A 25892-nucleotide genomic window follows, 5' to 3' on the forward strand; every position below is an offset into this window, starting at 1 on the left:
ATGAGCGCACGCAAGCAGCAGTTGCTCAAGCGTCATCGACGCAACAAGCGGATCGGCCTACTGGTTGCGCTGCTGGCATTGCTGGCCGTCGGTCTGCTGGTCAGCCCCTGGTTGTTGCCGATCCTCCTCGTGGCCCTGTGGGTCGCCCACGAAGCCTGGTTCGCCGATCACCTGTTCTATTCGCCGGGCGAGGACTACCGCTACCGTTTCGCGGAAGGGGTCGAGTCGCTGCCGGTACGCCTGGCGGATGGCCGTCTGCGAGTCGACGGTGAGCTGCGCGAAGGCGATACGCTGGTGCTTGGCATCGGCGTGCGCGCTGGCTGGCTGGGGCGCTTCCTCGAACCCTCGGTGCTGCTGGAAGGTGGCGCGGAGGCCGATGCCCAGGCTTTCGAACGTGGGGTGAACGGCTTGCGCTACCTGAACCTGACGGGACTGGCCGGGCCGCTGGGCGAGGGCCGGATTCGCCTGCGCGGCCGGCATTGCCGGCTGGTCGGCGAACCGACCCTGTGGCGTGCGCGCCATCCCGACTACCGTGATCGGCGGGTGATGGTCATCGCTCCGCATGCCGACGACGCCGAGCTGGCCGCCTTCGGCCTCTACAGCCAGGCTCGCGAGGCCTGGATCGTGACCCTGACCGCCGGCGAGATCGAAACCGAGCATTACCGCCGCATGGGCCTCGACGGAATAGCTGCGGCGCGCCTGAAGGGCCGCCTGCGCGCCTGGGATAGCCAGGCCGTGCCGACGTGGGGTGGGGTGCCGGCCGAGCGCTGCGTGCAACTGGGTTATTTCTGCCTGCAATTGCCTGCCATGCAGGCGAACCCGGGCGAGGTGGTGCCGTCCCGTGAGGCCGATCTCGCCGATATCCGTCCGTTCCGCCAGTTCAACCGCCTGCGCCTGGCCAGCGATGCCGACGGCCTGTCGACCTGGAACAATCTGCTGTCCGATCTCCGCGAGCTGATCCTGCTGGCACGTCCCGAGGTCATCGTCCTGCCTCATCCGCATTTCGATCCGCACCCGGACCATGTCCGCGCCCAGGAGGCTGTGCGCGAGGCGCTCCAGGGCCTGGACTGGCAGCCGCAGGCATTGTTGCACTATGCCAATCACCTGCACGACAACGATCGCTGGCCGATGGGCGATGCGCACATGGGGGTCAGCCTGCCACCGCTGACCGAAGAATGCTCGCCGTTGCTGCCATGGACGCTGGCGCTGGAGCGCACGCGCCAGGTGGACAAGGCCATGGCCTTGGGCATGATGCACGACCTGCAACCCAGGCCGCCGTTCAAGCGCCGTCTGCGCCGCCGTCTGCAGGGCTGGCTCGCCGGGCGTCGCTGGCCGGCTTACGGCGAGGACGAGTTCATGCGCAAGGCGGTGCGTCGGCACGAGTTGTTCTGGGTGGAGTCGCTGGATGGGGAGGCGTGATGCTTGGGTCGAGCGTTCGGCAAGGTTCGAGCCGCCATGCTGCTTCGGAGCAGCCGCGAGGATGAAGGTCTGATGAAAGTTCTGTTTCTGGTCCAGAAAGAGCAGCGCGCGATCCTGGATCGCCTGTACGACGGCATCGCCGCCCATTGCGAGTGCGATACCCGCTGGCTGAGCAGCGAGGAGCAGGCCGACCTGCGCGGCTACTTCCGCAAGCACGTGGATGTCTCGCGCTACGACCGCATCCTGTTCTTCCTCCGTTTCAAGAAGGAAATGCGCCAGGTCCGCTTCATCCGCAGCGTGCCCAACCTGGTGATCCTCGAGCACGATGCCTACCAGAACTACATTCCCTGCAAGTACACCGGCAAGTTCAGCGCCCATTACCGGCGCCTGCCCTGGGCACGGGTGATCAGTTCGGGCCATACGGTCAGCGAACGCCTGCGCCAGGAGGGATTCGACGCGGTATTCGTGCCCAAGGGCTACGACCAGACCCTGTTGCATGACCTGGGCCTGGCGCGCGATATCGAGCTGGGCTTCGTCGGCAGTACCGGCAGCGTGGCCTACAGTGGACGCAAGGCGTTGCTCGACGAGTTGGGCGGAGTGGAGAACCTGCTGGTGACCAAGACCAAGTCCGGCGAGGAGTACCTGCGCACGCTCAACCGCATCCGTTTCTTCGTCAGCGCGGATGTCGGCATGGGCGAATACATGATCAAGAATTTCGAGGCGATGGCCTGCGGTTGCGTGCTGCTGGCCTACGACCAGGGCGAGCGGGAAAACGAGGCCTTGGGTTTCCGGGACATGGAGAATATCGTGCTGTATCGCTCGGTGGCGGACATCCAGGAAAAGCTCGCGATCCTGCGCCTCGATACGGCTCTCGCCGAGCGGATCGCGCGAAGCGGCCAGGCGCTGGCCATCGAACGATTCAGCTTCGCCGCTGTCGGTCAGAGTATCGTCGAGGCCATGCGGCCCGCGTTGCGCGAGCCGGAGCGTCCCGGATGGCTGGAGAAGACCTGGCGACGTATTTTTACCTGAGAGTAGCAGCCGAAAAGAGCTGGGGCTTCAGGCGTGTTTGCTATTGTTCAGCTTGTTTTTCCGGGCTGGGGGGAGGTGTAGGACCGATGAAGATCGCAGGATCGCTCATGCATGTCTGGCGCTTTGAATGGGGACGTGAAGGACAGGTAAGGTTGTAGTTATGGCGCTCGTCGATGATGGTTCGCAGCCATTGGTTTCCGTGATCATCGCTTCCTATAACCACGAAAAGTACATAGAAGCGAGCATCGCCAGCGTGGCTGCGCAGACATACCGCAACGTGGAACTGCTGGTGGTGGACGATGGTTCCAGCGATGGCAGCGTCGAGCTTTTGCGCGGGCTCCAGGCGAAGTACGGCTTCGACCTCAGGGTCCAGCAGAACCAGGGACTGTCGAAAACGCTCAACGAGGCGATCGCCAGGGCCCGGGGAAATCTCATCGTGCCTTTCGGTTCGGACGACATCATGTTGCCGCAACGCCTGGAGAAACAGGTGGCACACATGTGGGACAAGCCCGAGGTAGGTATCTGCGCGGGCAATATCGAGATCATCGACTCCAATGGCCGGGTCATGCCGGGAAAGGAGCAGCGCAAACGCGACCTGCCTTTCCGCCGTCTCGACTTCGATGACCTGTTCCTGGACCGCAAGCCGGGCCCGATGGCGCCCACCCTGATGTTCCGGCGGGAAGCCCTGGAGAAGGTCGGCGGTTTCGATCCGGACATACGCCTGGAAGATGTCTATATCGAACTGGCGGTGACCAAGGCTGGCTACGTCATCGACATTCTTGGCGAGGTCCTCGCCCAGTACCGCAAGCATCCCACCAATACGTACAAGAACGCCCGTTTCATGGTGGACAACGTATTCAAGACGTACAGCCAGTTCAGCGATCACCCCGATTACGAACAGGTGATCATGCGCTTCCGCAATTCGATGTTCCTCAAGTGCTCGAACCGGGACAAGGTACTGGCCCGGGAGCTGCTCTCCGGCTTGCCGCTGAAGTACTGGAACGAGAAGACCTTCCGCGGCATTGCGCGGCTGTTTTTCTCCTAGCTCGGATGAACCCGGACCGCCTCCTCAGGAGGCGGTTTCGTTTTTGTCGCGGGCGCTTTTCTGCACCCACAGGGCGTACAGCAGGGCCAATGGAATCCAGATCAGGAACCAGTGCTCCTTGGGGCGGGACATGAACGCGTTGCCTTCCGTGAGGCCGGAAGCCAGTCCGAAGACCAGCCAGGTAGACGCCAGCAGCACCATGGGGTCGCGACGGTTCTTCCAGGCGAAGACGAAGGCCAGGGCGTAGATCGCAGACCATAGCAGCAGGCCGACGATCCCGCCGGCGAACAGCACGCCCAGCTCGATGTTGTGCGGATCGGCCAGCAGCATGCCGTTGGCCAGCTTGATCCGCATCGGGTGATCGTAGCCATGGCCAAGCCAGGGGTGCTCGCCGATCTGGCGCAGGGATTCGCTCCAGATTTCCGGGCGGAAGGAGACGCCGCGCTGGGTGACCAGCTCTGGATTGAAGATATAAGCCACGATCATGCCCAGCGCTGCCAACCCGATGACGATCAGGGTCTTTTTCTGATTACCGGCGACCAGCAGCCAGCCCAGGCAGGCGGTGAGTGCGATCAATGGGGTGCGTGAGCCGGTCGACAGCAACAGGCAGCATAGTATCGCCAGGGACAGCAGCGGCAGTGGCGCAAGAAGATGGCGTGATTGCATCCAGTAAACCAGCCAGACCACAGTGAATGCGCCATATACATGGGCACTCAGCAGTGGGTTGTAGAGAGCCCCGTATCCGGACAAGCGCATCCATGCAGGATGTGTCTGGAGGTGGTAGTGGACCACCGTGACCGCTGCGGCGAAAACTGCTCCCAGTGCCGCCAGCCAAGTAATGTTGCGTAGGCGTTCGGGTGCCTGTAGCGCCAGTATCCCCACACAGAAGAGCAGTAGAACGATGTACAGCGGCCGTTTGAACAGCGAACCCGCCGAGTTTTCCGGCGTTGACCAGAGCAGGCTGAGCATCATGTAAGCGCTGAAGGCCAGAATGGCGATGAGCAGCGGCGAGCGGGTCAGTGGACGTAACAGTTGCGGCTGGATAATCACGAAAAGCAGCGTCGGGGCTGCAAGCAGGATGTAGAAGAGGCGATGGTAGTCGGAGCGGTCGCCGACCCAGAACATTCCGGTGAGCAGGGCCAGCCAGCCCAGCGGCAGGATCCAGTGGCTGAGGATGCGGCTGGTATCGTGGCGAAGACGGGTCAGTCGGGTAGCTGCGAACATTCCTTGCTCAATCCAGTTGCAGTTGCTTGAGGAGCTGCTCGAGTGTCCAGTGGACCTGGCTGCTGCGGAGATAGGCCTTGAGCACCAGGTGCTCGCTGTCGTCGAGGAACCAGGTTCGATCCTGTTCGTAGCGCAGCAGGTGCTTGAAATTGCGAATGCGCTGGGCGGCGCTGAGCGCCGAGCGCTGGACCCGCAGGTCGGCGATGTCGATCAGGCCCATCCGGCCTTCCGGCGTGCGCACCACGTTGCCCAGGTGCAGCGAGCGGAAGTACACCCCCTTGGCGTGCAGCGCGGCGATCAGCTCGCCCAGTTGCGTCCGGACTGCGTCGCCGCACTCCGGGTCGTTGCGGTCGAGTTGGCGGAGGGTCTGCCCCGGTAGCGGCTCGTAGTGCACCGCGTCGCGCTGGATATGTGGGATCCGCAATACGTCCAGCACCTTCGGGCAGACGATGCCGCGCCGCGCCAGTTCGCTGGCGTTGCGGGCGAAGCGCTCCGCATAGGGGAACAGGGCTGCGGAGGAAATCAGGCGCTTGCGGCGAAACAGTTTGAGGAAGGACCCGTCGCGCAGACGCAGAACCTTGTCCCCATGACCATCGGCTTCCAGCACTTCTGCGTTGTCACGCAACTGCAAGTAGGAGGGGTAGTCTATGACTCGCATGCGAGCTCCTGAACGAACGGCCCGCCATCTTACCCCAACACGCCTTCCAGGCGGAGTGATGGAGGTCCTGTGCTACACTCCGGGACCTTTTCAGCATGTAAGAAACCATGAGCGATAGTCCTCAGAATCCCGGACCTTCCAGTCTCAAGATCTATTTCCGCCTGTTGGGCTACGTGAAGCCCTACATCGGAATGTTCCTACTCAGCATCGTCGGTTTCCTGATCTTCGCCTCGACCCAGCCGATGCTGGCGGGCATCCTCAAGTATTTCGTCGACGGCCTCTCCAATCCTGACGCGGCATTGTTTCCGAATGTGCAGTGGCCCTGGTTGCGCGACTTGCACCTGGTCTACGCGGTGCCGTTGCTGATCATCCTGATCGCTGCCTGGCAGGGGCTGGGCTCGTTCCTCGGCAACTTCTTCCTCGCCAAGGTTTCCCTGGGGCTGGTGCATGACCTGCGGGTCGCCCTGTTCAACAAGCTGCTGGTGCTGCCGAACCGCTATTTCGACACGCACAGCTCCGGCCACCTGATCTCGCGCATCACCTTCAACGTGACCATGGTCACCGGAGCGGCCACGGATGCCATCAAGGTGGTGATCCGTGAGGGCCTGACCGTGGTCTTCCTGTTCCTCTACCTGCTGTGGATGAACTGGAAGCTGACCCTGGTGATGCTGGCGATCCTGCCGGTCATCGCGGTGATGGTGACTACCGCCAGCCGCAAGTTCCGCAAGCAGAGCAAGAAGATCCAGGTGGCCATGGGCGACGTCACCCACGTCGCCTCGGAAACCATCCAGGGCTACCGGGTAGTGCGCAGCTTCGGCGGCGAAGCCTATGAAGAGAAGCGCTTCCTCGACGCCAGCCAGAGCAATACCGACAAGCAGTTGCGGATGACCAAGACCGGCGCGGTCTACACGCCGATGCTGCAATTGGTGATCTACGTCGCCATGGCGATACTGATGTTCCTCGTGCTGTGGCTGCGCGGGGACGCCTCGGCCGGCGACCTGGTGGCCTATATCACCGCGGCGGGCCTGTTGCCCAAGCCGATCCGCCAGCTTTCCGAGGTCAGTTCCACGGTCCAGCGCGGCGTCGCCGGCGCCGAGAGCATCTTCGAGCAGCTCGACGAAGCGGCGGAGGAAGACCAGGGTACCGTCGAGAAGGAGCGGGTCAGCGGGCGCCTGGAAGTGCGCAACCTGAGCTTCCGTTATCCCGGAACCGACAAGCAGGTGCTGGATGACATCAGTTTCATCGCCGAGCCCGGGCAGATGATCGCCCTGGTCGGCCGTTCCGGTAGCGGCAAATCGACCCTGGCCAACCTGGTTCCGCGCTTTTACCAGCACAATGACGGCAAGATCCTCCTTGATGGCGTTGAAGTCGAGGATTATCGCCTGCGCAACCTGCGCCGCCACATCGCCCTGGTGACCCAGCAGGTCACGCTGTTCAACGACAGCGTGGCCAACAACATCGCCTACGGCGACCTGGCTGGCGCGCCGCGCGAGGAAATCGAGCGGGCGGCGAAGGCTGCCAACGCCAAGGAGTTCATTGACAACCTGCCGCAAGGCTTCGACACCGAGGTCGGCGAGAATGGCGTGCTGCTTTCCGGCGGCCAGCGCCAGCGTCTGGCGATCGCCCGGGCGCTGCTCAAGGACGCGCCCCTGCTGATCCTCGACGAGGCGACCTCGGCGCTGGACACCGAGTCGGAGCGGCATATCCAGGCGGCGCTGGACGAAGTGATGAAGGGGCGCACCACCCTGGTGATCGCCCACCGCCTGTCGACCATCGAGAAGGCCGACCTGATCCTGGTGATGGACCAGGGGCAGATCGTCGAGCGCGGCAGCCACGCCGAGCTGCTGGCGCAGAACGGCCATTATGCGCGGCTGCATGCGATGGGACTGGATGAGCAGGCGCCGGCGCCTGTCGGCTGATAAACTGGGCGTCTGCCCCGAGAGGTTGTTTGGAGTTCCCATGAAGTTGTCCATGCCCCGTTTCGACCAGGCCCCGGTGTTGGTGGTCGGTGATGTGATGCTCGACCGCTACTGGCATGGCGCGACTTCGCGCATTTCGCCGGAGGCCCCGGTGCCGGTGGTCCGCGTCGAACAGCACGAGGACCGCCCCGGCGGCGCCGCCAACGTCGCGCTGAACATCGCCGCGCTGGGCGCGCAGGCCTTGCTGGTCGGCGTCACCGGCCGCGACGAGGCCGCCGACAGCCTGGCCAACAGCCTCAAGGCCGCTGGAGTGGACGCGCGCTTCCAGCGCATCGATAGCCAGCCGACCATCGTCAAGCTGCGGGTCATGAGTCGCCACCAGCAACTGCTGCGGGTCGACTTCGAGGAACCGTTCCGCACCGACGCGGCGGCCCTGGCCGTGGACGTCGAGTCGCTGCTGGCCAAGGTCAAGGTGCTGGTGCTGTCCGACTACGGCAAGGGCGCGCTACAGAACCACCAGGTGCTGATCCAGGCGGCGCGGGCGCGCAACATTCCGGTACTGGCCGATCCCAAGGGCAAGGACTTCGCCATCTATCGCGGCGCCAGCCTGATCACCCCGAACCTGTCCGAATTCGAGACCATCGTCGGCCGTTGCGCCGACGAAGCCGAACTGGTCGCCAAGGGCCAGGCGCTGATGAGCGAACTCGACCTCGGTGCCTTGCTGGTGACCCGCGGCGAGCATGGCATGACCCTGCTCCGCCATGGCCAGCCGGCCCTGCACCTGCCGGCGCGGGCGCGGGAAGTGTTCGACGTCACCGGTGCCGGCGATACGGTCATCTCCACCCTGGCCGCGGCGCTTGCCGCCGGCGAGGAGCTGCCTTCCGCGGTGGGTCTGGCCAACCTGGCCGCCGGCATCGTGGTCGGCAAGCTGGGTACCGCGGCGATCAGCGCGCCCGAACTGCGTCGCGCGGTGCAGCGCGAGCAGGGTTCCGAGCGTGGCGTGCTGGGCCTGGAGCAATTGCTGCTGGCAATCGAAGACGCCCGCGCCCACGGCGAGAAGATCGTCTTCACCAATGGCTGCTTCGACATCCTTCACGCCGGCCACGTGACCTACCTCGAACAGGCGCGCGCCCAGGGCGACCGCCTGATCGTCGGGGTCAACGACGACGCCTCGGTCACTCGCCTGAAGGGCGTTGGCCGGCCGATCAACTCGGTGGACCGGCGCATGGCGGTACTCGCCGGGCTCGGCGCGGTGGACTGGGTGGTGAGCTTCGCCGAAGACACTCCCGAGCGCCTGCTCGAGCAGGTGCGTCCGGACGTGCTGGTCAAGGGCGGCGATTACGGCGTCGAGCAGGTGGTCGGCGCGCAGATCGTCAAGGCCTACGGCGGCGAGGTACGGGTGCTCGGCCTGGTGGAGAACAGCTCCACCACCGCCATCGTCGAGAAGATCCGCCAGAAAGGCTGAGCCTTTCCCCGGTCGGTCGCCCCTGGCGGATGACTGGCTGGCCTGACAACTCCCTTCGGCGAGACGGTCATAGGCGCTGCCCATGCGGCGGCGCATGATCCGGGCATCCCATCCTGCGTGGAGCAAGATGCCCATGAGCACCGATGTACAGGGCCGTGCCCTGGCTGTACTGAACCGTGTCGCCCAGGCCGACTGGCCGGATCGCTTCAATCTTCGCAAACCCTTCGAGAAACTGCTCTACAGCGGCAGCCGTACCGGCTTCCGCCTGGCCAGCGAGCGTTCGGCGAAGCAGGCGAAGGGACCGCGCAAGGCCGATCCGGACGGGTTGTTCGACCTGTCGTTCTCCGACGACCAGCAGATGCTGGTGGACATGCTCGAAGGCTTCGCCCTGGAGGTGTTGCGTCCGCTGGCTCATGACGCGGATGCCGAGGCCAGCCTACCGGCGGAACTGCTCAACCAGGCGCTGGAGCTGGGCCTGACCCACTATGGGGTCGGCGAGGTGCACGGCGGCATGGCCGGTGAGCGCACCACGGTGACCACTGCCCTTATCGCCGAGGCCCTGGCCAAGGGCGACCTGACGCTGGCGGCGGCCCTGCTGGTGCCGTTGTCGGCGGCCAACTGCATCCGCCGCTGGGGCAGCCCCTCGCAGCAGGCGCAGTGGCTGCCGGCGTTCGTCAGCGAAGAGGGGGCGCCGCTCACCGCCATCGCGGTCAACGAGCCGAGTCTGCTGTTCGACCCGCAGAAACTGGCGACCCGCGCCCGGCGCAAGGGCAGTCACTACCTGCTTTCCGGAGAGAAATGCCTGGTCCTGCGCGGCCTGGAGGCCAGCCGCCTGATCGTCGCGGCGAAGACCGACGAGGGGCCTGCGCTGTTCCTGGTGGAAGCCTCCGCCAAGGGCGTCGAGCGACGTGCCGAGCCGGCGATGGGACTGAAGGCCGGCGGCACCGCCCGGTTGCGCCTGAAGAGCGTCAAGGTGCCGGCGGACAACCGCCTGGCCGCCGAGCATTTCGACTACCGGGCCTTCCTCGATCACGCGTCCCTGGCCTGGTGTGCCCTGGCGCTGGGCACCGGACAGGCGGCGCTGGACTACGTGATCGCCTACTGCAACGAGCGTGAGGCCTTCGGCGAGCCGATCAGCCATCGCCAGGGGGTCGCCTTCATGGTCGCCGACATCGCCATCGAACTGGACGCCATGCGCCTGATGGTCTGGCGCGCCTGCGCCCTGGCCGAGCGCGGCCAGCCGTTCCAGCGCGAGGCTTACCTGGCGCGGCTGCTGTGCGCCGAGAAGGCGATGAAGATCGGCACCGACGCGGTGCAGCTGCTCGGTGGCCACGGCTTCACCAAGGAGCATCCAGCCGAGCGCTGGTACCGCGACCTGCGCGCGGTAGCGCTGATGGCCGGCGGCCTGCACCTGTGAACCCGAGCGAGTGCGCGGTCCGCCGCGACGAGTGAACGAGGAATCGACATGTACCTGGAAACCCCGAAGAAATTCCGCAGCCTGGCCAACCAGGCGCATCAGGTCGCGGAAAACTATTTCCGGCCGATCTCGCGCAAGTACGACAAGGCCGAACACGCCTATCCGAAGGAGCTGGACCTGCTCGCGGCCTTGCTGGACGGCATGAACAGCGGCTCGCCCGAGGCTGTCGGTGCGACCTCGGCGAGCAAGCGCGCCGGCAAGCAGGTAGAGGAGGGCATCAAGAACGGCGGCAACCTGTCGGCGTTGCTCGGCGTGATGGAACTGTGCTGGGGCGACGTCGGCCTGCTCCTGGCCATGCCGCGCCAGGGGCTGGGCAATGCGGCGATCGCCGCGGTGGCCAACGAGGAGCAGTTGCAGCGCTTCGGCGGCACCTGGGCGGCAATGGCGATCACCGAGCCGGGCTGCGGCTCGGACTCGGCGGCGATCCGCACCACCGCGACCCAGGATGGCGACCACTATGTACTGAACGGCGAGAAGATTTTCGTCACTTCCGGCGAGCGGGCCGATGCCGTGGTGGTCTGGGCCACCCTGAACCGCAACCTGGGGCGGGCGGCGATCAAGTCCTTCGTGGTCGAGAAGGGCACGCCGGGGATGACCGTGACGCGCCTGGAGAAGAAGCTCGGGATCAAGGCTTCGGATACCGCTTCGATCAGTTTCAATGATTGCCGGGTGCCGGCCGCGAACCTGCTGGGCAACGCCGAGGTCGACGTGCAGAAGGGTTTCGCCGGGGTCATGGAGACCTTCGACAATACCCGCCCGCTGGTGGCCGGCATGGCTGTCGGGGTGGCCAAGGCGGCGCTGGACCGGACCCGCGAATTGCTGAAGAAGGCTGGCTGCAAGTTCGACTACAGGAAGCCGCTGCTGACCGTCAGCCACGCCGAGGCCACTCTCTATCGCCTGGAGGCGGAGTGGGAGGCAGCGCGCCTGTTGACCCTGAAGGCGGCATGGATGGCCGACAACAAGCTGCCCAACTCGAAGGAAGCGTCCATCGCCAAGGCCAAGGCTGGACGGGTGGCCAACGAGATCACCCTGAAGTGCGTGGAGCTGGCCGGCGCCCTCGGCTACGCCGAGGATGAGCTGTTGGAGAAGTGGGCGCGGGACTCGAAGATCCTCGACATCTTCGAGGGCACCCAGCAGATCCAGCTGCTCATCGTCGCCCGCCGCCTGCTCGGCAAGTCTTCCAGCCAGTTGAAGTAGAAAGGGCGGCAAAGCCCGCCCGGTTCAGGCGCTGGCGCGGTCGCGTCCACCGCCGGCCTGGTCGCCGTTGCTGGATGGCCACAGTGCCAGCCAGTCGCGGAAACGGATGCGTTCCTCATGCACCAGCCAGCCGTCCTGTACGGCAAAGCTCTCGGCCAACCACAGGCCGCGGGTGGCCGCAAGGCGCAACTGGCCCTTGCGCAGGGTGAACAGGTCGCCGGTGGGGCGCCCCTGGTCCAGCGGCAGCAGGTAGAGATCGGGGCGCCGACGGTCCAGGCGCGCCACCAGCGGACCGCTCTCGAGCCGCTCGTCGACATGGTAGAGGCTCGGCTCGCGCGCATCGCGCGGCAGCTCCAGACGCATGTCGTAGACCAGTTGCAGCGAGGCCGTGGGCAGGTGTACGTAGGCGCGCGGGCGCTCCAGCAAGCGCAGGCTGCCGGCTTGCACCGGACGGGCGGCGCCGGACAGCGGGGTGAGGACGAAGTGGCTGTTCTCCCGGTAGCGCAGCGAACCCTGGTAGGGCGTCGGCAGCCAGGTGTCGCCGAAGCGCCCGCCGAGCCAGCCGCCGGCGGTCTCCACCAGGCATTCCTCGGCGACTTCCTGGATCGCCGTGAGCAACGGCAGGTTCAGTTCGTGGGCCGGTACGTAGCCGGAGATCAGCTTGAGCACGGTATCGCCGCGGTCCAGCCGGCGCTGACGGACCAGCACCCAGTAGTCGCGGCCCTGCCAGTTCAGGGTCAAGCGCACCGAGACCCCCAGGTTGGCCAGCTCGGCGACGAAGCGCTGCGGGTCGGCTACCTCCATGCGGCGGCGGCGTACGAGCATCTGCTGGAAGTTCAGCGGCAGGCCGAGGGCCTGGTAGACCAGCCCGTCCGGGGAGGCCTCTACCAGCAGCGGCAGGGTCTTGAAGGCGGACGGATCCTTGCGGGCGAGCATACGGGGCATACGGGGCTCCTTGTCGGGTCATCGCGCCGGGGCGGGACGGAGGCTCACGTTCGATGCACCGGCCACCGGAGGCGAGGGCGGCAGGCAGGATACGGCTCGTTCGGGAGGAACATGGCAGCGGAATGCACCGCGGGTGTCAACCCGCGGATGTTGCAGCCGATGTATGGTTCAGGCCTTTTTCAGGGCTTGCGCGGCCATCGCGACATTATGGGCCAGGTGCAGCGGATTGATGGTGCCGACGATGGCGGCGGCGACGCCCGGCTGGTCGAAGACCAGTTCGAAGCTGGCACGCACCGGGTCCTGTCCGGCGCCCAGGCAGGCATGCCCGCTGGCCAGCGCCTTCTTCACCAGGATGCCCTTGGCATGGGCCGCGGCGTACTCGATGACCGGGCGCTCGGCGCGCTCGTTCAGGTTGTAGGTGACCATCGCGCAATCGCCCTCGCGCAGGGCGCGCAGGCCACCTTCGACGGTCTTGCCGGAGAGTCCGTAGGCGCCGATCAGGCCCTCGCGCTTGAGCGCGGCGAGAGTCGGGTAGACCTCGCTGTTCTCGAGGATATCCAGGTCGTTGCCATCGGAATGCACCAGCACCAGCTCGATCCGGTCGGTCTCCAGGCGCTTCAGGCTGCGTTCGACGGAGCGCCGGGTATGCGCGGCGGAGAAGTCGAAGACTGACTGGCCGTCGACGAACTCTTCGCCGACCTTGCTGACGATCACCCAATGTTCGCGCTGGCCGCGCAGCAGCGGGCCGAGGCGTTCCTCGCTGCGGCCGTAGGCCGGGGCGGTGTCGATCAGGTTGATGCCGAGGTCGCGGGCCAGGGCCAGCAGGTCGGCGGCTTCGCGGTCGTCGGGGATGGTGAAGCCGGAAGGGTACTTCACTCCCTGGTCGCGGCCGAACTTGACGGTGCCCAGGCCCAGCGGCGAAACGGCCAGGCCGGTGTCGCCCAGCGGGCGGTGCAGGTCGTGGAGGGTATCCCTGATCATGCGAAGGCTACCTCCCAGGCCGGTTCGGCGAGCGGCGGACGCGGCAGTTGCGGCAGCGCGGCATGTTCGCTGGGGCGGATGCCGTCTTCTTCCAGGCGGGCGCAGACCCGGTCGGCGAAGTCAGGGGCCAGCGCCAGCTTGGTCGGCCAGCCGACCAGCAGGCGTCCCTGTTCGGCGAGGAAGGCGTTGTCCGGACGCAACAGGTTGGACTGTGCCGGCTCGGCGCGATCCACCCGCAAGGTGGCCCACTGCGCCTGGCCGAGGTCGATCCAGGGCAGCAGCTTTGCCAGTTCGCGACGCGCTTCGGCGATCTGCGCGGCTTCGTCGCGGGCCACGCCATCGGCTTCGGCGATGTCGCCGCCGAGGTACCAGACCGACTGGCCGTCGCGGGTCGGATGGGTGGTCACGGTGATCCGTGGCTTCGGTCCTGCCCCCAGGCAGTGGGCGTACAGCGGTTTCAGGGTCGCCGCCTTGACCATCACCATGTGCAGCGGCCGCCGCTGCATGGCCGGTTGTTCCAGGCCCAGTTCGCGGAGCAGCGCCTCGTTGCCGGCACCGGCACTGAGCACCACGCGCTGGGCACGGATCTCCCGGCCGTCGACGCACAGGCCGGCCAGTTCCCGGCCTTCGCGCAGCGGTTCGATGCGCTCGCCGGCGAGCAGGCTGTCGCCGGCCAGTTCCGCCAGGCGGCGAATCAGGTCGGGGACGTCGAAGACGATTTCCGTGAGGCGGTAGGCCTTGCCCTTGAACCCCTTGTCGCGCAGCGCCGGAGGCAAATCCTCGCCCTTGGCCTGCTCGACCCGGCTGCGCACCGCCTTGCTGGCGAAGAAGCTGGTAAGGCTGCCGGCCAGGCCGCCCGGCGACCACAGGTAGTGCGCCTCGGAAAGCAGGCGTACGCCCCGCAGGTCGAGTTCGCCGTCGCTGCCGAGACAGGCGCGCCAGCGCCGCGGCATGTCGGCGATGGCTTCGGAGGCGCCGGTCAGGGCGCCATGCAGGGCGTACTTGGCGCCGCCGTGGATGATCCCCTGCGACTTCACGCTCTGTCCGCCGCCGAGGCTGGCGCTTTCCACCAGCACGGTGGCGTAGCCGGCCCGGCGCAAGCGGGCGTTCAGCCAGAGGCCGGCGATACCGCCGCCAACGATGAGGATGTCGGTGGAAAGGGCTTGGGGCATGGGGCTGCCTTATCGGGAACGGAAAGGGCGCAGTATACAACCTGCGCCCGCGACGGTCGTTCAGTGCCCCGAAGCGCGGGAGAACAACTGGATCACCAGCACGCCGGCGATGATCAGGCCGATACCGAGGAGGGCTGCGGGGTCCAGGCGCTGGCCGTAGACGAACATCGCCACCAGGCTGACCAGGACGATGCCGAGCCCGGACCAGATGGCGTAGACCACGCCGACCGGCAGGGTGCGCATGACCAGCACGAGCATGCTGAAGGCGAGCACGTAGCCGCCCACCACCAGCAGCAGCGGCAGTGGCTTGCTGAATCCGGCGACGGCTTTCAGCGAGGTGGTGGCGACCACTTCGGCGGCGATGGCGATGGCGAGGTAGAGATAATTGGTCATGGCGGGGTCCTCCGGAAACTGCGGCCATTCTAGGGAGCCGGCGGATGGGATAAAGTCGTTACCTATCTGTATTGGAGATAGGTTATGCAGTGGAACCTGGAGCAGATCCGCCTGTTCGTCAGCGTCGCCGAGCGCCAGTCGTTCTCTGCCGCCGCCCGCGAACTGAAGCGGGTGCAATCGGCGGTGAGCAACGGCATCGCGCTGCTGGAGGCGGACCTCGGCGTCACCCTGTTCGAACGCAGCAGCGGACGCCAGCCGCGCCTGACCGACGAGGGCCGGGTGCTGCTGGCGGAGGCGCGCGAGGTGCTGCGCCAGTGCGAGCGCCTGCAGGGGCGCGCGCTGGGCCTGGCGCGCGGCGAGGAGCCGCGGCTGCGCCTGGCCCAGGACGAGGCGATGCCTTACCAGCCGGTGCTGGACAGCCTGGAAGCGCTGGCGCAGCGCTTTCCCAGTCTGGAGGTGCAGGTGTCCAGCGGCGGCCAGGGTGACGTCACCCGTCGTTTGCTCGAGGAGCAGGCTGACCTCGGCCTGCTGTTCCACCATGAGCGCATGCCTGAGTCGCTGGAGCGGCGGCGCCTCGGCAGCGTCGAGATGGTCACGGTGTGCGGTGCCGGCCACCCGCTGGCCGGGCTGCAACGGGTCAGTCGCCGCGAGCTGGCACAGCACCGGCAACTTTTGATCGTGCCCCAGCAGAGCGGCTATCCAGGCGGCGAGCAGATCAGCCCGCAGGTCTGGCGGCTGGACAGCTTCTATTCCATGGCCGAGCTGCTGATGCGCAACCTCGGCTGGGCCTGGCTACCGCGGCACGTGGTGCAGTACCCCACCTACGACCGGCTGATGGTGGAGCTGACCAGCGACTGGACGCCGCCGGCGCTGGTGGTCGAACTGGTCTGGCGGCGCAACGAGGTGCTCGGCCCGGCGGCGGCCTGGCTCGGCGAAACCTTCACCCGCCACCTGCGCGCCATCGGCTGAGCCGGTCGGCGGGAGTTTTGCTAAGCTGCGCGCCCATGAACCGTACCCTCTATACCCTGCTGTTCCACCTCGGCTTGCCGCTGGTGGCGTTGCGCCTGTGGTGGCGCGCGCGCCGGGCGCCGGCATACGCCAAGCGCATCGGCGAGCGTTTTTCCCTGTCCTTGCCCGAGGTGCCGCCCGGCGGCATCTGGGTGCACGCCGTCTCGGTGGGCGAGAGCATCGCCGCCGCGCCGATGGTGCGGGCGCTGCTGGAGCGCCATCCGCAGCTGCCGGTCACCGTCACCTGCATGACCCCGACCGGCTCGGAGCGCATCCGCGCATTGTTCGGCGAGCAGGTCCGGCACTGCTACCTGCCCTACGACCTGCCCTGGGCGGCGGCGCGCTTCCTCGACCGGGTGCGGCCGCGCCTGGCGGTGATCATGGAAACCGAGCTGTGGCCCAACCATATCCATGCCTGCGCCGTGCGCGGGATCCCGGTGGCGCTGGCCAATGCGCGCCTGTCCGAGCGCTCGGCGCGTGGCTACGCGCGCTTCGCCGGGCTGACCCGGCCGATGCTCGCCGAGCTGTCCTGGATCGCCGTGCAGACCGAGGCCGAGGCCGAGCGCTTCCGTCGTCTCGGCGCGCGTCCTGAGTGCGTCAGCGTGACCGGCTCGATCAAGTTCGACCTGCGCATCGACCCGCAGCTGCCGCTGGCCGCTGCCGCCCTGCGCGAGGAATGGGACGCGACGGCGCGACCGCTGTGGATCGCCGCCAGCACCCATGCCGGCGAGGACGAGATCGTCCTGGCAGCCCACCGGCGCCTGCTGGAAACGCGTCCCGACGCGTTGCTGATCCTGGTGCCGCGCCATCCGGAACGCTTCGCCGGCGTCCACGAGCTATGCCGCCGCGAAGGCTTCGCCACGGTCCGGCGCTCCGGCGGCGAGCCGGTGGCACGTGCGACCCAGGTGCTGCTCGGCGATACCATGGGCGAGCTGCTGTTCCTCTATGCCCTGGCCGACATCGCTTTCGTCGGCGGCAGCCTGGTGCCCAACGGCGGGCACAACCTGCTGGAGCCGGCGGCCCTGGGCAAGCCGGTGTTCGCCGGTCCGCACCTGTTCAACTTCCTCGACATCGCCGCGCAATTGCGCGACGCCGGGGCGCTGCTCGAGGTGACGGATGCCGGCGAGCTGTGCGACGGCCTCGCGCGCCTGTGGGCGCAGCCGGAGGTCGCGACGGCCATGGCCACTGCCGGAGAGAAGGTGCTGCGTAACAACCAGGGCGCCCTGGAGCGGCTGCTGGCGGGGTTGGCGCGGTTGCTCGGGCGCGGCGGGTAGCGCTCGCCCCGTCGGCCCTCCCCTGGCCCTGCATCGCGACAGGGCGTTTCAGAACGTCGGCGGGGTGATCACCCAGAGCACCAGGGTATCGCTGTCGCCCGGGTTGCCGTAGCGATGCGGTTCCTGGCTGGAGTAGCTGAAGCTGTCGCCCTCGCGGAGCTGGAAATGGCGGTCGCCGACCCAGAGTTCGAAGATTCCGCTGAGGATGTAGCCGGCTTCCTCGCCCTCATGGCTGTAGCTCTGCTGGCTGTAGGTGCCCGGCGGGAAACGCGAGTGGAGGATCTCCAACTGGCGGCTGGGCTGCGGGGTGAGCAGTTCGTCGATGATGCCGTCTTCGTAATGCACGCTCATGCGCGTGTTGCGCCGCACCACGTAGCCGGCGTCCGCCGGGTCCACCGCGGCCTCGCTGGCGAAGAACCACTGGATGGTCACGCCGAGGCTGCGGGCGATGTTGAACAGCGCCGGAATCGACGGATACGCCAGGTTGCGTTCCAACTGGCTGATGTAGCCGGCGGTGAGTTCGCTCTGTGCGGCCAGCTCGGCCAGGGTCAGGCCGCGGCGCTTGCGCAGGCCGCGGATGCGGGTGCCGAGGAAGTGCGTTTCGCTGCGCGGCGTGTCGGTGGCGTCCGGCGGTGACGGGCGGGGCATGCGGCGGGGTCCTGGCTGCGTTTGCGGCATTCTAGGGGCTGGGCCGGGACCCGTCGAGGGAGCCGCGGCCGCGCCGCTCAGATGCTCCAGGCGGCCTTGAGCCCTTCGTAGATCGCCTCCTCGGCGGTGCGGGGGGCCAGGCAGTCGCCGATCCGCAACACCTCCGCCAGGCCGTGCAGGCTGTCGGCCAGGCGGTCCACCGGCTGGTGGCCCTGGCATAGCACCAGGGTATCGACCTCCTCGAACAGCATCGCCTCGCCGCTGGCGCTGTGCTGCATGTACACCGTGGTATCGTCGCAGCCGTACAGGCGGGCGTAGGGCGTGACCGGGATACCCAGGCGGTGCAGCTCGCCGGCCAACTGGTCGCGCACATACAGCGGCAGGCTCTCGCCGCAGTGGGTGCCGTTCACCGCCAGGCGCACCTGGTGGCCCTCGCGTACAAGCTTTTCCGCGATACCGGGGCCGATCCAGTCGCCCCGCCAGTCGGTGACCAGCACCGAACGACCGACCCGCACCTCGCCGCGCAGCACCTGCCAGGCATCCACCACCTGCAGCTCGCCGCCGCGCTCGAAAGGCGGCCAATAGGGTTCGGCGCCGGTAGCGACGATCACCAGGTCCGGCCGTTCGCGCTCCACCAGCGCGCGGTCGACCGGCGTGTTGCGGCGTACCTCGACGCCGGCCAGTTGCATCTCCCGTTGCAGGTTGGTGGAGGCGCCGCCGAATTCCGCGCGGCGCGGCAGCAGTTGCGCCAGGTTGACCTGGCCGCCGAGCTGGGCGCCGGCCTCGCAGAGCACTACCTCGTGGCCGCGCTGTGCCGCCACCGCCGCCGCCTTCATCCCCGCCGGGCCGCCGCCGGCGACCAGCACGCGCTTGCGCCGCGAGGCCGGATTGGGCGTTGCGTAGGTCAGCTCGCGGCCGGTTTCCGGGTGCTGGATGCAGGAGATCGGATAGCCTCGGTGGAAATGTCCGATGCAGGCCTGGTTGCAGGCGATGCAGGCGCGCACGTCGTCGCTGCGCCCGGCCTCGGCCTTGTTCGGCATCTGCGGGTCGCAGATCAGCGCGCGGGTCATGCCGCAGACGTCGGCCTGGCCTCGGGCGAGGATGGCCTCGGCCTCCTGGGGCTGGTTGATGCGCCCGGTGACGAACAGCGGGATCGCCAGGCGCGCCTTGAAGGTACCGGCTTCGCGGGCCAGGTAGGCCGGCTCGATGGCCATCGGCGGGACGATATGGATGGCGCCGCCGAGGGAGGCCGAAGTGCCGGCGACGATGTGCAGGTAGTCTAGCTCGCCCTGGACCACCTCGGCCGCCTGCAGCGACTCGCTTTCGCTGAGACCCTCGGGGTCGCGCTCGTCGGCGGACAGGCGCAGGCCGACGATGAAGTCCTCGGAGGTGGCCGCGCGCACCGCCGCCAGCACTTCGCGGAGGAAACGCAGGCGGGCATCGAGGTCGCCGTTGTAGCCATCCTTGCGGCGGTTCACCCGCGGGTTGAGGAATTGCGCCGGCAGGTAGCCGTGGCTGGCGACCACCTCCACCCCGTCCAGTCCTGCCTCGTGCAGGCGGCGCGCGGCGGCGGCGTAGCCGGCGACGATCTCGTCGATCAGCGGCTGGTCGAGTTCGCGCGGCATCACCCGGAACCGTTCGTTGGGCGAGGCCGAGGCGGAATAGGCCACCGCCAGCAGGCCGTCGGCGGACTCCATGATCTCGCGCCCGGGATGGAAGATCTGCGACAGCACCACGCAGCCTTCGGCGTGGCAGGCCTCGGCGACCCGCCGGTAGCCGGGGATGCAGGCATCGTCGGTGGCCATCAGCACGTGCGAGGTGTAGCGCGCGCTGTCGTGGACCCCCGCCACCTGCATGACGATCAGTCCGGCGCCGCCGCGGGCCCGGGCGCGGTGATAGGCGACGAGTGGCTCGTTGACCAGGTTGTCGGTAGGCATCGACGTGTCGTGGCCGCTCGACATGATGCGGTTTTTCAGGCGTTTGCCCCGGATTTCCAGGGGGCTGAACAGGTGCGGGAAATTCACGGTTGGCGTCCTTCTTGTTGTTCTCGCGGCGCGCTTCAGAAACAGGATATGAATTTACCATCAGTAAAAAATCAACTTGTTTTTTTAAAATCGACTGGATAGTTTCTGTCCCGTGGCCGCTTCCCGGCGGCTCGCTGCGATCCACTCCACAACAAGAACAAGAGGAGACGCACATGAACCGTTCCTTTCCGTTGCGCCGCGCGGCCAGCGCCCGTCCGCACCCGGTTTTTCCTTGCCGCGTCCTGCTCGGCGCCGTCCTGCTGGCGTTCGGCGGCCTCGCGCCGGTCCAGGCCGATGATGGCCTGGTGGTGGTCGGCTACGGCGGCGCCGGACAGAAGGCCCAGGAGGTGGCGTTCTTCCAGCCCTTCACGCAGCAGACCGGGATTCCCGTGGTGCAGAGCGAGTACAACGGCGAGATGGCCCGGATCAAGGTGATGGCCGACACCGGTCACGCCGACTGGGACCTGGTCCAGGTCGAGGGGCCGGACCTGGCGCGCGGTTGCGACGACGGCCTGTTCGAGCGTCTGGACTGGCAGGCCATCGGCGGCAAGCAGCAGTTGATCGCCAATGCCGCCCAGGAATGCGGTTCCGCCGCGCTGGTCTGGGGCGTGGCGATCGGCTACGACGCCGACCGGCTGCAACAGCCGCCGGCGTCCTGGGCCGACTTCTGGGACGTCCAGCGCTTCCCCGGCAAGCGCGGCCTGCGCAAGCGGGCGATCTACAACCTGGAGTTCGCCCTGCTCGCCGACGGCGTGCCACGCGAGCAGGTCTATCCGCTGCTGGCGACCCGCGCCGGTGCCGACCGTGCCTTCGCCAAGCTGGGCCAGCTCAAGCCCTACATCCAGTGGTGGGAGGCGGGAGCGCAGCCGGCGCAGTGGCTGGCCGCCGGCGACGTGGTGATGACGTCCACCTACACCGGGCGCATCGCCGACGCCCACCGCGCGGGGCGCAACCTGGCCCTGGTATGGCCGGGCAGCCTGTACGGCATGGACTACTGGGCGGTGGTCAAGGGTTCGAAGCGCGGCGCCGAGGCGCGTCGCTTCATCGCCTTCGCCAATGCCCCGGATGCCCAGGTGCGCTACGTCGAGAACATTCCCTACGGGCCGACCAACCGCCAGGCCGCCCAGCGCCTGCCCGCGCAACTGGCGAGCTGGGTGCCGACCGCGCCGGCGAACCTGGAGCAGGGCCTGGCGATGGACGACGAATTCTGGGTCGAGCACGGCGAGGAGCTGGAGGAGCGCTTCAACGCCTGGGCCAGCCAGTGAGACGGGCGCTACGTAACCTGCGATCATCGGGGCTGCCCGCCGGTGGTCGCGGGCGACGAGCAGGAGCCGCGAAAGGATGAACCAGGAAGTGCGCTTTTCCCGTCTGGAGCCAGAGCAGCGCAAGGCGCTGCTGATCGAGGCGACCCTGGCCTGCCTGAAGCGGCATGGCTTCCAGGGCGCCTCGGTGCGCAAGATCTGCGCCGAGGCCGGGGTATCGGTGGGCCTGATCAATCACCACTACGATGGCAAGGACGCGCTGGTGGCCGAGGCCTACCTGGCGGTCACCGGACGCGTCATGCGCCTGCTCCGCGGTGCCATCGACACCGCTCCGGGCGGCGCCCGCCCGCGGCTCTCGGCGTTCTTCGAGGCATCCTTCTCCGCCGAGCTGCTCGATCCGCAATTGCTCGACGCCTGGCTGGCGTTCTGGGGTGCGGTGGGCAGCATCGAAGCGATCGGGCGGGTCCACGACCATTCCTATGGCGAGTACCGGGCGCTGCTGGTCGGCGTGCTGCGGCAACTGGCGGAGGAGGGCGGCTGGGCGGACTTCGACGCGGAACTGGCGGCCATCAGCCTCAGCGCCCTGCTCGACGGGCTGTGGCTGGAGTCTGGGCTGAATCCCGCGACCTTCACGCCGCGGCAGGGCGTGCAGATTTGCGAGGCCTGGGTGGATGGCCTGGAGGCGGGCGCCCATCGCCGCTTCCGGCGTGCGATGGAAGCTTGTTGATCGTCCGTTCAGTAGTGGATAGGCTGCTGCTGGCAGCGGAAGGCGCCCCGGCCCCTTCCGCCCACCGTCCGACAACCCAGAACAAGAAACGCCCCGGACCGCCGGAGGCGCAAGGTGATGGCGATGGTTCCGCGCGTATTGGTGGTCGACGACGACCCGGTGATTCGTGAGCTTCTCCAGGCCTATCTCGGCGAGGAGGGCTATGACGTCCTCTGCGCCGGCAACGCCGAGCAGGCGGAAGCCTGCCTTGCCGAGTGCGCCCATCTCGGCCAGCCGGTCGAGCTGGTGCTGCTGGACATCCGCCTGCCCGGCAAGGACGGCCTGACCCTGACCCGCGAGCTGCGGGTGCGCTCCGAGGTGGGGATCATCCTGATCACCGGGCGCAACGACGAGATCGATCGCATCGTCGGCCTGGAGTGCGGCGCCGACGATTACGTGATCAAGCCGCTGAACCCGCGCGAACTGGTGTCGCGGGCGAAGAACCTGATCCGCCGGGTGCGCCATGCCCAGGCCAGCGCCGGCCCCGCCCGGCAGGCCCTCAGGCAGTTCGGCGACTGGCTGCTGGACGCCGACCGGCGCCGCCTGATCGACCACGCGGGCAACGAAACCCTGCTCACCCATGGCGAATTCCAATTGCTCGGCGCTTTCCTGCGCAACAGCGGGCATACCCTGAGCCGCGACCAGTTGATGGACCAGATCCGCAACCGCGAGTGGCTGCCCAGCGATCGCTCCATCGACGTGCTGGTCGGCCGCCTGCGTCGCAAGCTGCGCGACGACCCGGCCGAACCGCAACTGATCATCACCATCCACGGCGCCGGCTACCTGTTCACCGCCGCGGCCAGCGACGCCTGAGCCATGCAGGCCTGCTGGCTGGCGCTCTGCGGATGGCTGCTGGGCGGCCTGGCACAGGCTGCGGAGACCATCCGCTATTGCGACTATCCGGTATACCCGCCGATCTCCTGGAGCGACGGCCAGCAGGTCCGGGGGCTGGCGCCGGAGCTGGTGAAGCGGCTGTTCGGCGCGCTGGGCTACCGGGTCGAGGTGGTGGTGCTGGGCAACTGGCGGCGCTGCCTGCTCGACGCCGCCGCCGGACGGGTCGACCTGATACTGGCCTACCGCACGCCCGCGCGCGATCGCGACCTGGCGTTTTCCGCCGAGCCGGTGCTGCGCGAGGACGTGGCGATCTTCTACAACCGCCAGCGGCCGGTGCGCATCCAATCCCTCGGCGACCTCGCCGGCTATCGCGGCGGGCTGTTGTTCGGCGAAAGCTACGGGGCGGACTTCGACCGCTTCGTCGGCCGCCACGGCAACGTCGAATGGGTTTCCGACAGCCGACAGAACTTCGGCAAGCTGGTGCGCCAGCGCATCGACTACATCGCCCACGAACGGCGCACCGGCACGCTGTTCGCCGAGCGCCTGGCCGGCGGCGAGAACATCCGTGCGCTGCCCGAACCGCTGACGGTGGACTACCTGCGGGTGGCGGTCTCGCGGCACTCGCCGCTGGCGGCGAAGATGGACGAGATCGACCGGGCCCTGCGTGGCTATCGCGACGACGGCAGCATCCAGCGTTGGCTGGACGACAGCGTGCGCGACTATCGGCGCCTCGCCGGCAACCGCGCGGACGCCTGGTGAGCGGCCACGGCGGAGTGTTGGCGCGGCGCCTGCTGTGGCGGGTGCTGCTGTTCAGCCTGTGTTTCACCGTCCTCGCCGGCGCCGTGCAGCTGTTCTTCGAATACCGCCGCGAAATGCGCGAGATCGAGGCGCGCCTGGAACTGATCCGCAGCGGCTACCTGGCCAGCTTCGAGCGCAGCCTGTGGGATCTCAACCAGGAGCAGTTGAACGTGCAGTTGCGCGGCCTCGGGGATTTCCCCGACATCGCCCGTGTCAGCCTGCAAAGCGCCGACTTCAACCTGTTGCAGGGCGACCAGCGTCCACGCGGCATGCTGCGGGTCGAGCGCTTTCCCTTGAGCTACCAGCCGCCGGGGGGCGAGCGTCGGCAACTGGGCGAGCTGGAGATCGCCATCGACCTGGCGGCGGTCTATCGCCGGCTGGTTTCCGGCGGCCTGGCCAGCCTCTTGTGGATGGGCAGTTTCCTTTGCGGCCTGGCGGTGGCCCTCAGTTGGCTGTTCCACAGCCTGGTCACTCGCCATCTGTGGCGCATGTCCGAGTTCGCCGGGCATATCGCCGAAGGCGACCTGCAACAGCCGCTGCGACTGGACAAGGTGGACCGCGAGCGCGATGAGATCGACGCCGTCGCCGCCGCCCTGGAAGACATGCGCCAGGCCCTGCGCACCGACCGCCGCCGGCGCGATGCCGATCGCGACGAGTTGCGCCGACAGGTCGAGCGACGCACCGCCAGCCTGCGTCGGGCGAAGGACCAGGCGGAAGCCGCCGACCGGGCGAAGAGCCGTTTCCTCGCGACCATGAGCCATGAGATCCGTACCCCGCTGAACGGCATCCTGGGCATGGCCGAGCTGCTGCGCGAGGCATCGCTCGGCGAGCGTGACCGCCAGCGCCTGCGGGCACTGGCGACAGCGGGGGAGGGACTGCTGGCGATCCTCAACGAGGTCCTCCACTTCGCCCGGCTGGAGGAAGCGCCGGATGTGCCGGAAGCGGTGGACTTTTCCTTGCGAAGCCTGCTCGAGGACGTCCTCACCCTGCTCGAACCGCGGGCGCGGGAGAACGCCACGCGGCTGGACCTGTGGCTGGACCCGCAGGTTCATGACGGCCATCGCGGCGCCGAGCAGTTCCTGCGCCAGGTGTTGACCAACCTGCTGGGCAACGCGGTGAAGTTCACCGAGGCCGGCGAGGTGCGCGTTCGCGTCGAGCGGCTGGTGCGCAGCGCAGGAAGCGAGCGACTGCGGCTGAGCGTCGCGGACGATGGAATCGGCATTCCCGAGGAAATGCGCGAACGCATCTTCGAACGCTTCACCCAGGGCGGCGACGCCGTGACCCGCCGTTACGGCGGAACCGGCCTGGGCCTGGCGATCAGCAAGCGGCTGGTGGAAGCGCTGGGCGGGCGGATCGGCGTGGAAAGCCGGGTCGGCCAGGGCAGCACGTTCTGGTTCGAGATCGAGCTGGCGCTGGCGAGCTTGTCCGGCGCGACGCCGCCGGCGGCATCGGTGTCTGCGCTGGAGGTGCTGCTGGTGGAGGACGTGGCGCTCAACCGCGAGGTGGCCCAGGGCCTGCTCGAGCGGGACGGCCACCGGGTGATGCTGGCCGAGGACGCGGGGCCGGCCCTGGCGTTGTGCCGGCAGCGGCGCTTCGACCTGATCCTGCTGGACATGCACCTGCCGGGGATGGCTGGCCTCGAGCTTTGCGCCGGGATTCGCCGGCAGCTCGACGGCCTGAACCGCGCCACGCCGATCTTCGCCTTCACCGCCAGCATCCAGCCGGACATGGTGCGTCGGTACTTCGCCGCGGGCATGCAGGGGGTGCTCGGCAAGCCCCTGCGGATGGACGAGCTGCGCCGCGCGCTGGGCGAGGTCGGCACCAGCGTGCCTGCGCTTGCGGTGGACGCCGCGCTGGACCGGCAAATGCTCGAGACCCACCGCCGCCTGCTGGGGCGGCACAAGCTCGCCGGACTGCTGGGCAACCTGCTGGGAAGCCTGGACGAGCAGTTGCCGCTGCTGGCCGAAGCCCTGGACCAGGCGGACCTGGCCGAGGCGGCGAACATCGCCCATCGCCTGTCCGGAAGCTGCCACTCCATGGGCCTGGTGGCGCTCGGCGCCGGCCTGGGCGAGCTGGAGCGCGAGGCCCTGGGCGCGGCCGGGGTCGACCCGCGAGCCTGGGGCGCACGCCTGGGTAGCCTGCGCCGCGACGGCGCCGAAGCCCTGCGCCGCGCCGGCTTCCTCGGCGAAGCCGACTCAGCGGCCGGTTGAGCGGCGCGGCGAACAACTTCCTTACAGCTTTTTACATCTTCGATCCGCGCGTTCAACGGCGTCTTACATCCGCCGCCAATAATCCGCTCATCCGTGCGCAAGACACGGCCTCTGACAGAGTGGAGACAAGAATAATGAGCCATC

General features: G+C 67.6%; 22 protein-coding genes. 14 read left to right on the forward strand and 8 right to left on the reverse strand.

Annotated features, from left to right (window positions below):
* From HMPREF3014_RS30970 to wapR, 3 genes are all read left to right on the forward strand, one after another.
* Positions 1-1419: a PIG-L deacetylase family protein gene (locus tag HMPREF3014_RS30970; RefSeq protein ID WP_003121179.1), complete on the forward strand. Its 1419-nt coding sequence runs from the start codon at positions 1-3 to the stop codon at positions 1417-1419.
* A gap of 72 nt (positions 1420-1491) precedes the next feature.
* On the forward strand, positions 1492-2448 hold the full coding sequence (locus tag HMPREF3014_RS30975) for a glycosyltransferase family protein (protein ID WP_003114548.1): 957 nt from the start codon (positions 1492-1494) through the stop codon (positions 2446-2448).
* Between the two features lie 160 nt (positions 2449-2608).
* Complete coding sequence (gene wapR, locus HMPREF3014_RS30980; protein ID WP_003095756.1) at positions 2609-3493, forward strand: alpha-1,3-rhamnosyltransferase; 885 nt, start codon at positions 2609-2611, stop codon at positions 3491-3493.
* Between the two features lie 24 nt (positions 3494-3517).
* On the opposite strand, the gene HMPREF3014_RS30985 is transcribed toward wapR, so the two are convergent.
* Together HMPREF3014_RS30985 and HMPREF3014_RS30990 are read right to left on the reverse strand one after the other, a co-directional pair.
* Positions 3518-4717, reverse strand: a complete 1200-nt coding sequence (locus tag HMPREF3014_RS30985) for an O-antigen ligase family protein (RefSeq protein WP_003116153.1) — start codon at positions 4715-4717, stop codon at positions 3518-3520.
* Positions 4718-4724: 7 nt separating this feature from the next.
* Positions 4725-5375 (reverse strand): BUD32 family EKC/KEOPS complex subunit, encoded by a 651-nt coding sequence (locus HMPREF3014_RS30990; protein WP_003114545.1) that lies wholly within the window; start codon positions 5373-5375, stop codon positions 4725-4727.
* A gap of 107 nt (positions 5376-5482) precedes the next feature.
* Between HMPREF3014_RS30990 and msbA the strand changes: the two genes are divergently transcribed.
* The 4 genes from msbA (at position 5483) to HMPREF3014_RS31010 (ending at position 11433) form a co-directional block, all read left to right on the forward strand.
* Complete coding sequence (msbA, locus tag HMPREF3014_RS30995; protein ID WP_003114544.1) at positions 5483-7294, forward strand: lipid A export permease/ATP-binding protein MsbA; 1812 nt, start codon at positions 5483-5485, stop codon at positions 7292-7294.
* Positions 7295-7334: 40 nt separating this feature from the next.
* Complete coding sequence (hldE, locus tag HMPREF3014_RS31000) at positions 7335-8759, forward strand: bifunctional D-glycero-beta-D-manno-heptose-7-phosphate kinase/D-glycero-beta-D-manno-heptose 1-phosphate adenylyltransferase HldE (RefSeq protein WP_003095747.1); 1425 nt, start codon at positions 7335-7337, stop codon at positions 8757-8759.
* 127 nt (positions 8760-8886) lie between these two features.
* Complete coding sequence (locus HMPREF3014_RS31005) at positions 8887-10176, forward strand: acyl-CoA dehydrogenase family protein (protein WP_003123588.1); 1290 nt, start codon at positions 8887-8889, stop codon at positions 10174-10176.
* A gap of 48 nt (positions 10177-10224) precedes the next feature.
* Positions 10225-11433, forward strand: a complete 1209-nt coding sequence (locus HMPREF3014_RS31010) for an acyl-CoA dehydrogenase family protein (protein ID WP_003095742.1) — start codon at positions 10225-10227, stop codon at positions 11431-11433.
* 24 nt (positions 11434-11457) lie between these two features.
* Here the strand turns inward: HMPREF3014_RS31010 and HMPREF3014_RS31015 are convergent, their stop codons facing one another.
* From HMPREF3014_RS31015 to HMPREF3014_RS31030, 4 genes are all read right to left on the reverse strand, one after another.
* Positions 11458-12378, reverse strand: coding sequence for a hypothetical protein (locus tag HMPREF3014_RS31015; RefSeq protein WP_023087862.1), 921 nt, complete (start codon positions 12376-12378; stop codon positions 11458-11460).
* 168 nt (positions 12379-12546) lie between these two features.
* On the reverse strand, positions 12547-13359 hold the full coding sequence (locus HMPREF3014_RS31020) for an aldo/keto reductase (RefSeq protein ID WP_003114541.1): 813 nt from the start codon (positions 13357-13359) through the stop codon (positions 12547-12549).
* Positions 13356-14531, reverse strand: a complete 1176-nt coding sequence (locus tag HMPREF3014_RS31025; RefSeq protein WP_003109889.1) for an NAD(P)/FAD-dependent oxidoreductase — start codon at positions 14529-14531, stop codon at positions 13356-13358. The genes HMPREF3014_RS31020 and HMPREF3014_RS31025 overlap by 4 nt, the downstream gene beginning before the upstream one ends.
* 60 nt (positions 14532-14591) lie before the next feature.
* Positions 14592-14924, reverse strand: coding sequence for a DMT family transporter (locus tag HMPREF3014_RS31030; protein WP_003095735.1), 333 nt, complete (start codon positions 14922-14924; stop codon positions 14592-14594).
* Positions 14925-15008: 84 nt separating this feature from the next.
* On the opposite strand from HMPREF3014_RS31030, the gene HMPREF3014_RS31035 reads away from it, so the two are divergent.
* On the forward strand, positions 15009-15893 hold the full coding sequence (locus HMPREF3014_RS31035; protein ID WP_003114539.1) for a LysR family transcriptional regulator: 885 nt from the start codon (positions 15009-15011) through the stop codon (positions 15891-15893).
* Between the two features lie 35 nt (positions 15894-15928).
* Positions 15929-17206, forward strand: coding sequence for a lipid IV(A) 3-deoxy-D-manno-octulosonic acid transferase (gene waaA, locus HMPREF3014_RS31040; protein ID WP_014834154.1), 1278 nt, complete (start codon positions 15929-15931; stop codon positions 17204-17206).
* Positions 17207-17254: 48 nt separating this feature from the next.
* Here waaA and HMPREF3014_RS31045 read toward each other — a convergent pair whose 3' ends face one another.
* Positions 17255-17854 (reverse strand): helix-turn-helix domain-containing protein, encoded by a 600-nt coding sequence (locus HMPREF3014_RS31045; RefSeq protein ID WP_003095727.1) that lies wholly within the window; start codon positions 17852-17854, stop codon positions 17255-17257.
* Between the two features lie 77 nt (positions 17855-17931).
* Positions 17932-19878, reverse strand: a complete 1947-nt coding sequence (locus HMPREF3014_RS31050; RefSeq protein WP_003116155.1) for an oxidoreductase — start codon at positions 19876-19878, stop codon at positions 17932-17934.
* Positions 19879-20051: 173 nt separating this feature from the next.
* Between HMPREF3014_RS31050 and HMPREF3014_RS31055 the strand changes: the two genes are divergently transcribed.
* The 5 genes from HMPREF3014_RS31055 (at position 20052) to HMPREF3014_RS31075 (ending at position 25748) form a co-directional block, all read left to right on the forward strand.
* Positions 20052-21143 (forward strand): ABC transporter substrate-binding protein, encoded by a 1092-nt coding sequence (locus HMPREF3014_RS31055; protein WP_003095722.1) that lies wholly within the window; start codon positions 20052-20054, stop codon positions 21141-21143.
* Between the two features lie 76 nt (positions 21144-21219).
* Positions 21220-21867, forward strand: coding sequence for a TetR family transcriptional regulator C-terminal domain-containing protein (locus tag HMPREF3014_RS31060; RefSeq protein WP_003114535.1), 648 nt, complete (start codon positions 21220-21222; stop codon positions 21865-21867).
* A gap of 117 nt (positions 21868-21984) precedes the next feature.
* The gene (gene aruR, locus HMPREF3014_RS31065; protein WP_003095718.1) at positions 21985-22719 is read left to right on the forward strand and encodes a two-component system response regulator AruR; all 735 of its coding nucleotides are present in this window, start codon (positions 21985-21987) and stop codon (positions 22717-22719) included.
* A 3-nt stretch (positions 22720-22722) separates the two neighbouring features.
* Positions 22723-23499 carry a substrate-binding periplasmic protein gene (locus HMPREF3014_RS31070; protein WP_003116156.1) on the forward strand — a complete coding sequence of 259 codons (777 nt, stop codon included), beginning with the start codon at positions 22723-22725 and terminating at the stop codon, positions 23497-23499.
* Complete coding sequence (locus HMPREF3014_RS31075) at positions 23496-25748, forward strand: ATP-binding protein (RefSeq protein WP_016253973.1); 2253 nt, start codon at positions 23496-23498, stop codon at positions 25746-25748. Before HMPREF3014_RS31070 ends, HMPREF3014_RS31075 begins: the two co-directional genes overlap by 4 nt.
* The last annotated feature ends 144 nt before the right edge of the window (positions 25749-25892 follow it).

Origin of the sequence: Pseudomonas sp. HMSC065H01, from assembly GCF_001815235.1 — a bacterium.
Classification (GTDB): Bacteria; Pseudomonadota; Gammaproteobacteria; order Pseudomonadales; family Pseudomonadaceae; genus Pseudomonas; species Pseudomonas aeruginosa.

Excerpts from the sequence above, each read along its gene's own strand:
- HMPREF3014_RS30970 (WP_003121179.1), top strand. The coding sequence starts at position 1 with ATGAGCGCACGCAAGCAGCAGTTGCTCAAGCGTCATCGACGCAACAAG.
- HMPREF3014_RS30975 (WP_003114548.1), top strand. The coding sequence starts at position 1,492 with ATGAAAGTTCTGTTTCTGGTCCAGAAAGAGCAGCGCGCGATCCTGGAT.
- wapR (WP_003095756.1), top strand. The coding sequence starts at position 2,609 with ATGGCGCTCGTCGATGATGGTTCGCAGCCATTGGTTTCCGTGATCATC.
- HMPREF3014_RS30985 (WP_003116153.1), bottom strand. The coding sequence starts at position 4,717 with ATGTTCGCAGCTACCCGACTGACCCGTCTTCGCCACGATACCAGCCGC.
- HMPREF3014_RS30990 (WP_003114545.1), bottom strand. The coding sequence starts at position 5,375 with ATGCGAGTCATAGACTACCCCTCCTACTTGCAGTTGCGTGACAACGCA.
- msbA (WP_003114544.1), top strand. The coding sequence starts at position 5,483 with ATGAGCGATAGTCCTCAGAATCCCGGACCTTCCAGTCTCAAGATCTAT.
- hldE (WP_003095747.1), top strand. The coding sequence starts at position 7,335 with ATGAAGTTGTCCATGCCCCGTTTCGACCAGGCCCCGGTGTTGGTGGTC.
- HMPREF3014_RS31005 (WP_003123588.1), top strand. The coding sequence starts at position 8,887 with ATGCCCATGAGCACCGATGTACAGGGCCGTGCCCTGGCTGTACTGAAC.
- HMPREF3014_RS31010 (WP_003095742.1), top strand. The coding sequence starts at position 10,225 with ATGTACCTGGAAACCCCGAAGAAATTCCGCAGCCTGGCCAACCAGGCG.
- HMPREF3014_RS31015 (WP_023087862.1), bottom strand. The coding sequence starts at position 12,378 with ATGCCCCGTATGCTCGCCCGCAAGGATCCGTCCGCCTTCAAGACCCTG.
- HMPREF3014_RS31020 (WP_003114541.1), bottom strand. The coding sequence starts at position 13,359 with ATGATCAGGGATACCCTCCACGACCTGCACCGCCCGCTGGGCGACACC.
- HMPREF3014_RS31025 (WP_003109889.1), bottom strand. The coding sequence starts at position 14,531 with ATGCCCCAAGCCCTTTCCACCGACATCCTCATCGTTGGCGGCGGTATC.
- HMPREF3014_RS31030 (WP_003095735.1), bottom strand. The coding sequence starts at position 14,924 with ATGACCAATTATCTCTACCTCGCCATCGCCATCGCCGCCGAAGTGGTC.
- HMPREF3014_RS31035 (WP_003114539.1), top strand. The coding sequence starts at position 15,009 with ATGCAGTGGAACCTGGAGCAGATCCGCCTGTTCGTCAGCGTCGCCGAG.
- waaA (WP_014834154.1), top strand. The coding sequence starts at position 15,929 with ATGAACCGTACCCTCTATACCCTGCTGTTCCACCTCGGCTTGCCGCTG.
- HMPREF3014_RS31045 (WP_003095727.1), bottom strand. The coding sequence starts at position 17,854 with ATGCCCCGCCCGTCACCGCCGGACGCCACCGACACGCCGCGCAGCGAA.
- HMPREF3014_RS31055 (WP_003095722.1), top strand. The coding sequence starts at position 20,052 with ATGAACCGTTCCTTTCCGTTGCGCCGCGCGGCCAGCGCCCGTCCGCAC.
- HMPREF3014_RS31060 (WP_003114535.1), top strand. The coding sequence starts at position 21,220 with ATGAACCAGGAAGTGCGCTTTTCCCGTCTGGAGCCAGAGCAGCGCAAG.
- aruR (WP_003095718.1), top strand. The coding sequence starts at position 21,985 with ATGGCGATGGTTCCGCGCGTATTGGTGGTCGACGACGACCCGGTGATT.
- HMPREF3014_RS31070 (WP_003116156.1), top strand. The coding sequence starts at position 22,723 with ATGCAGGCCTGCTGGCTGGCGCTCTGCGGATGGCTGCTGGGCGGCCTG.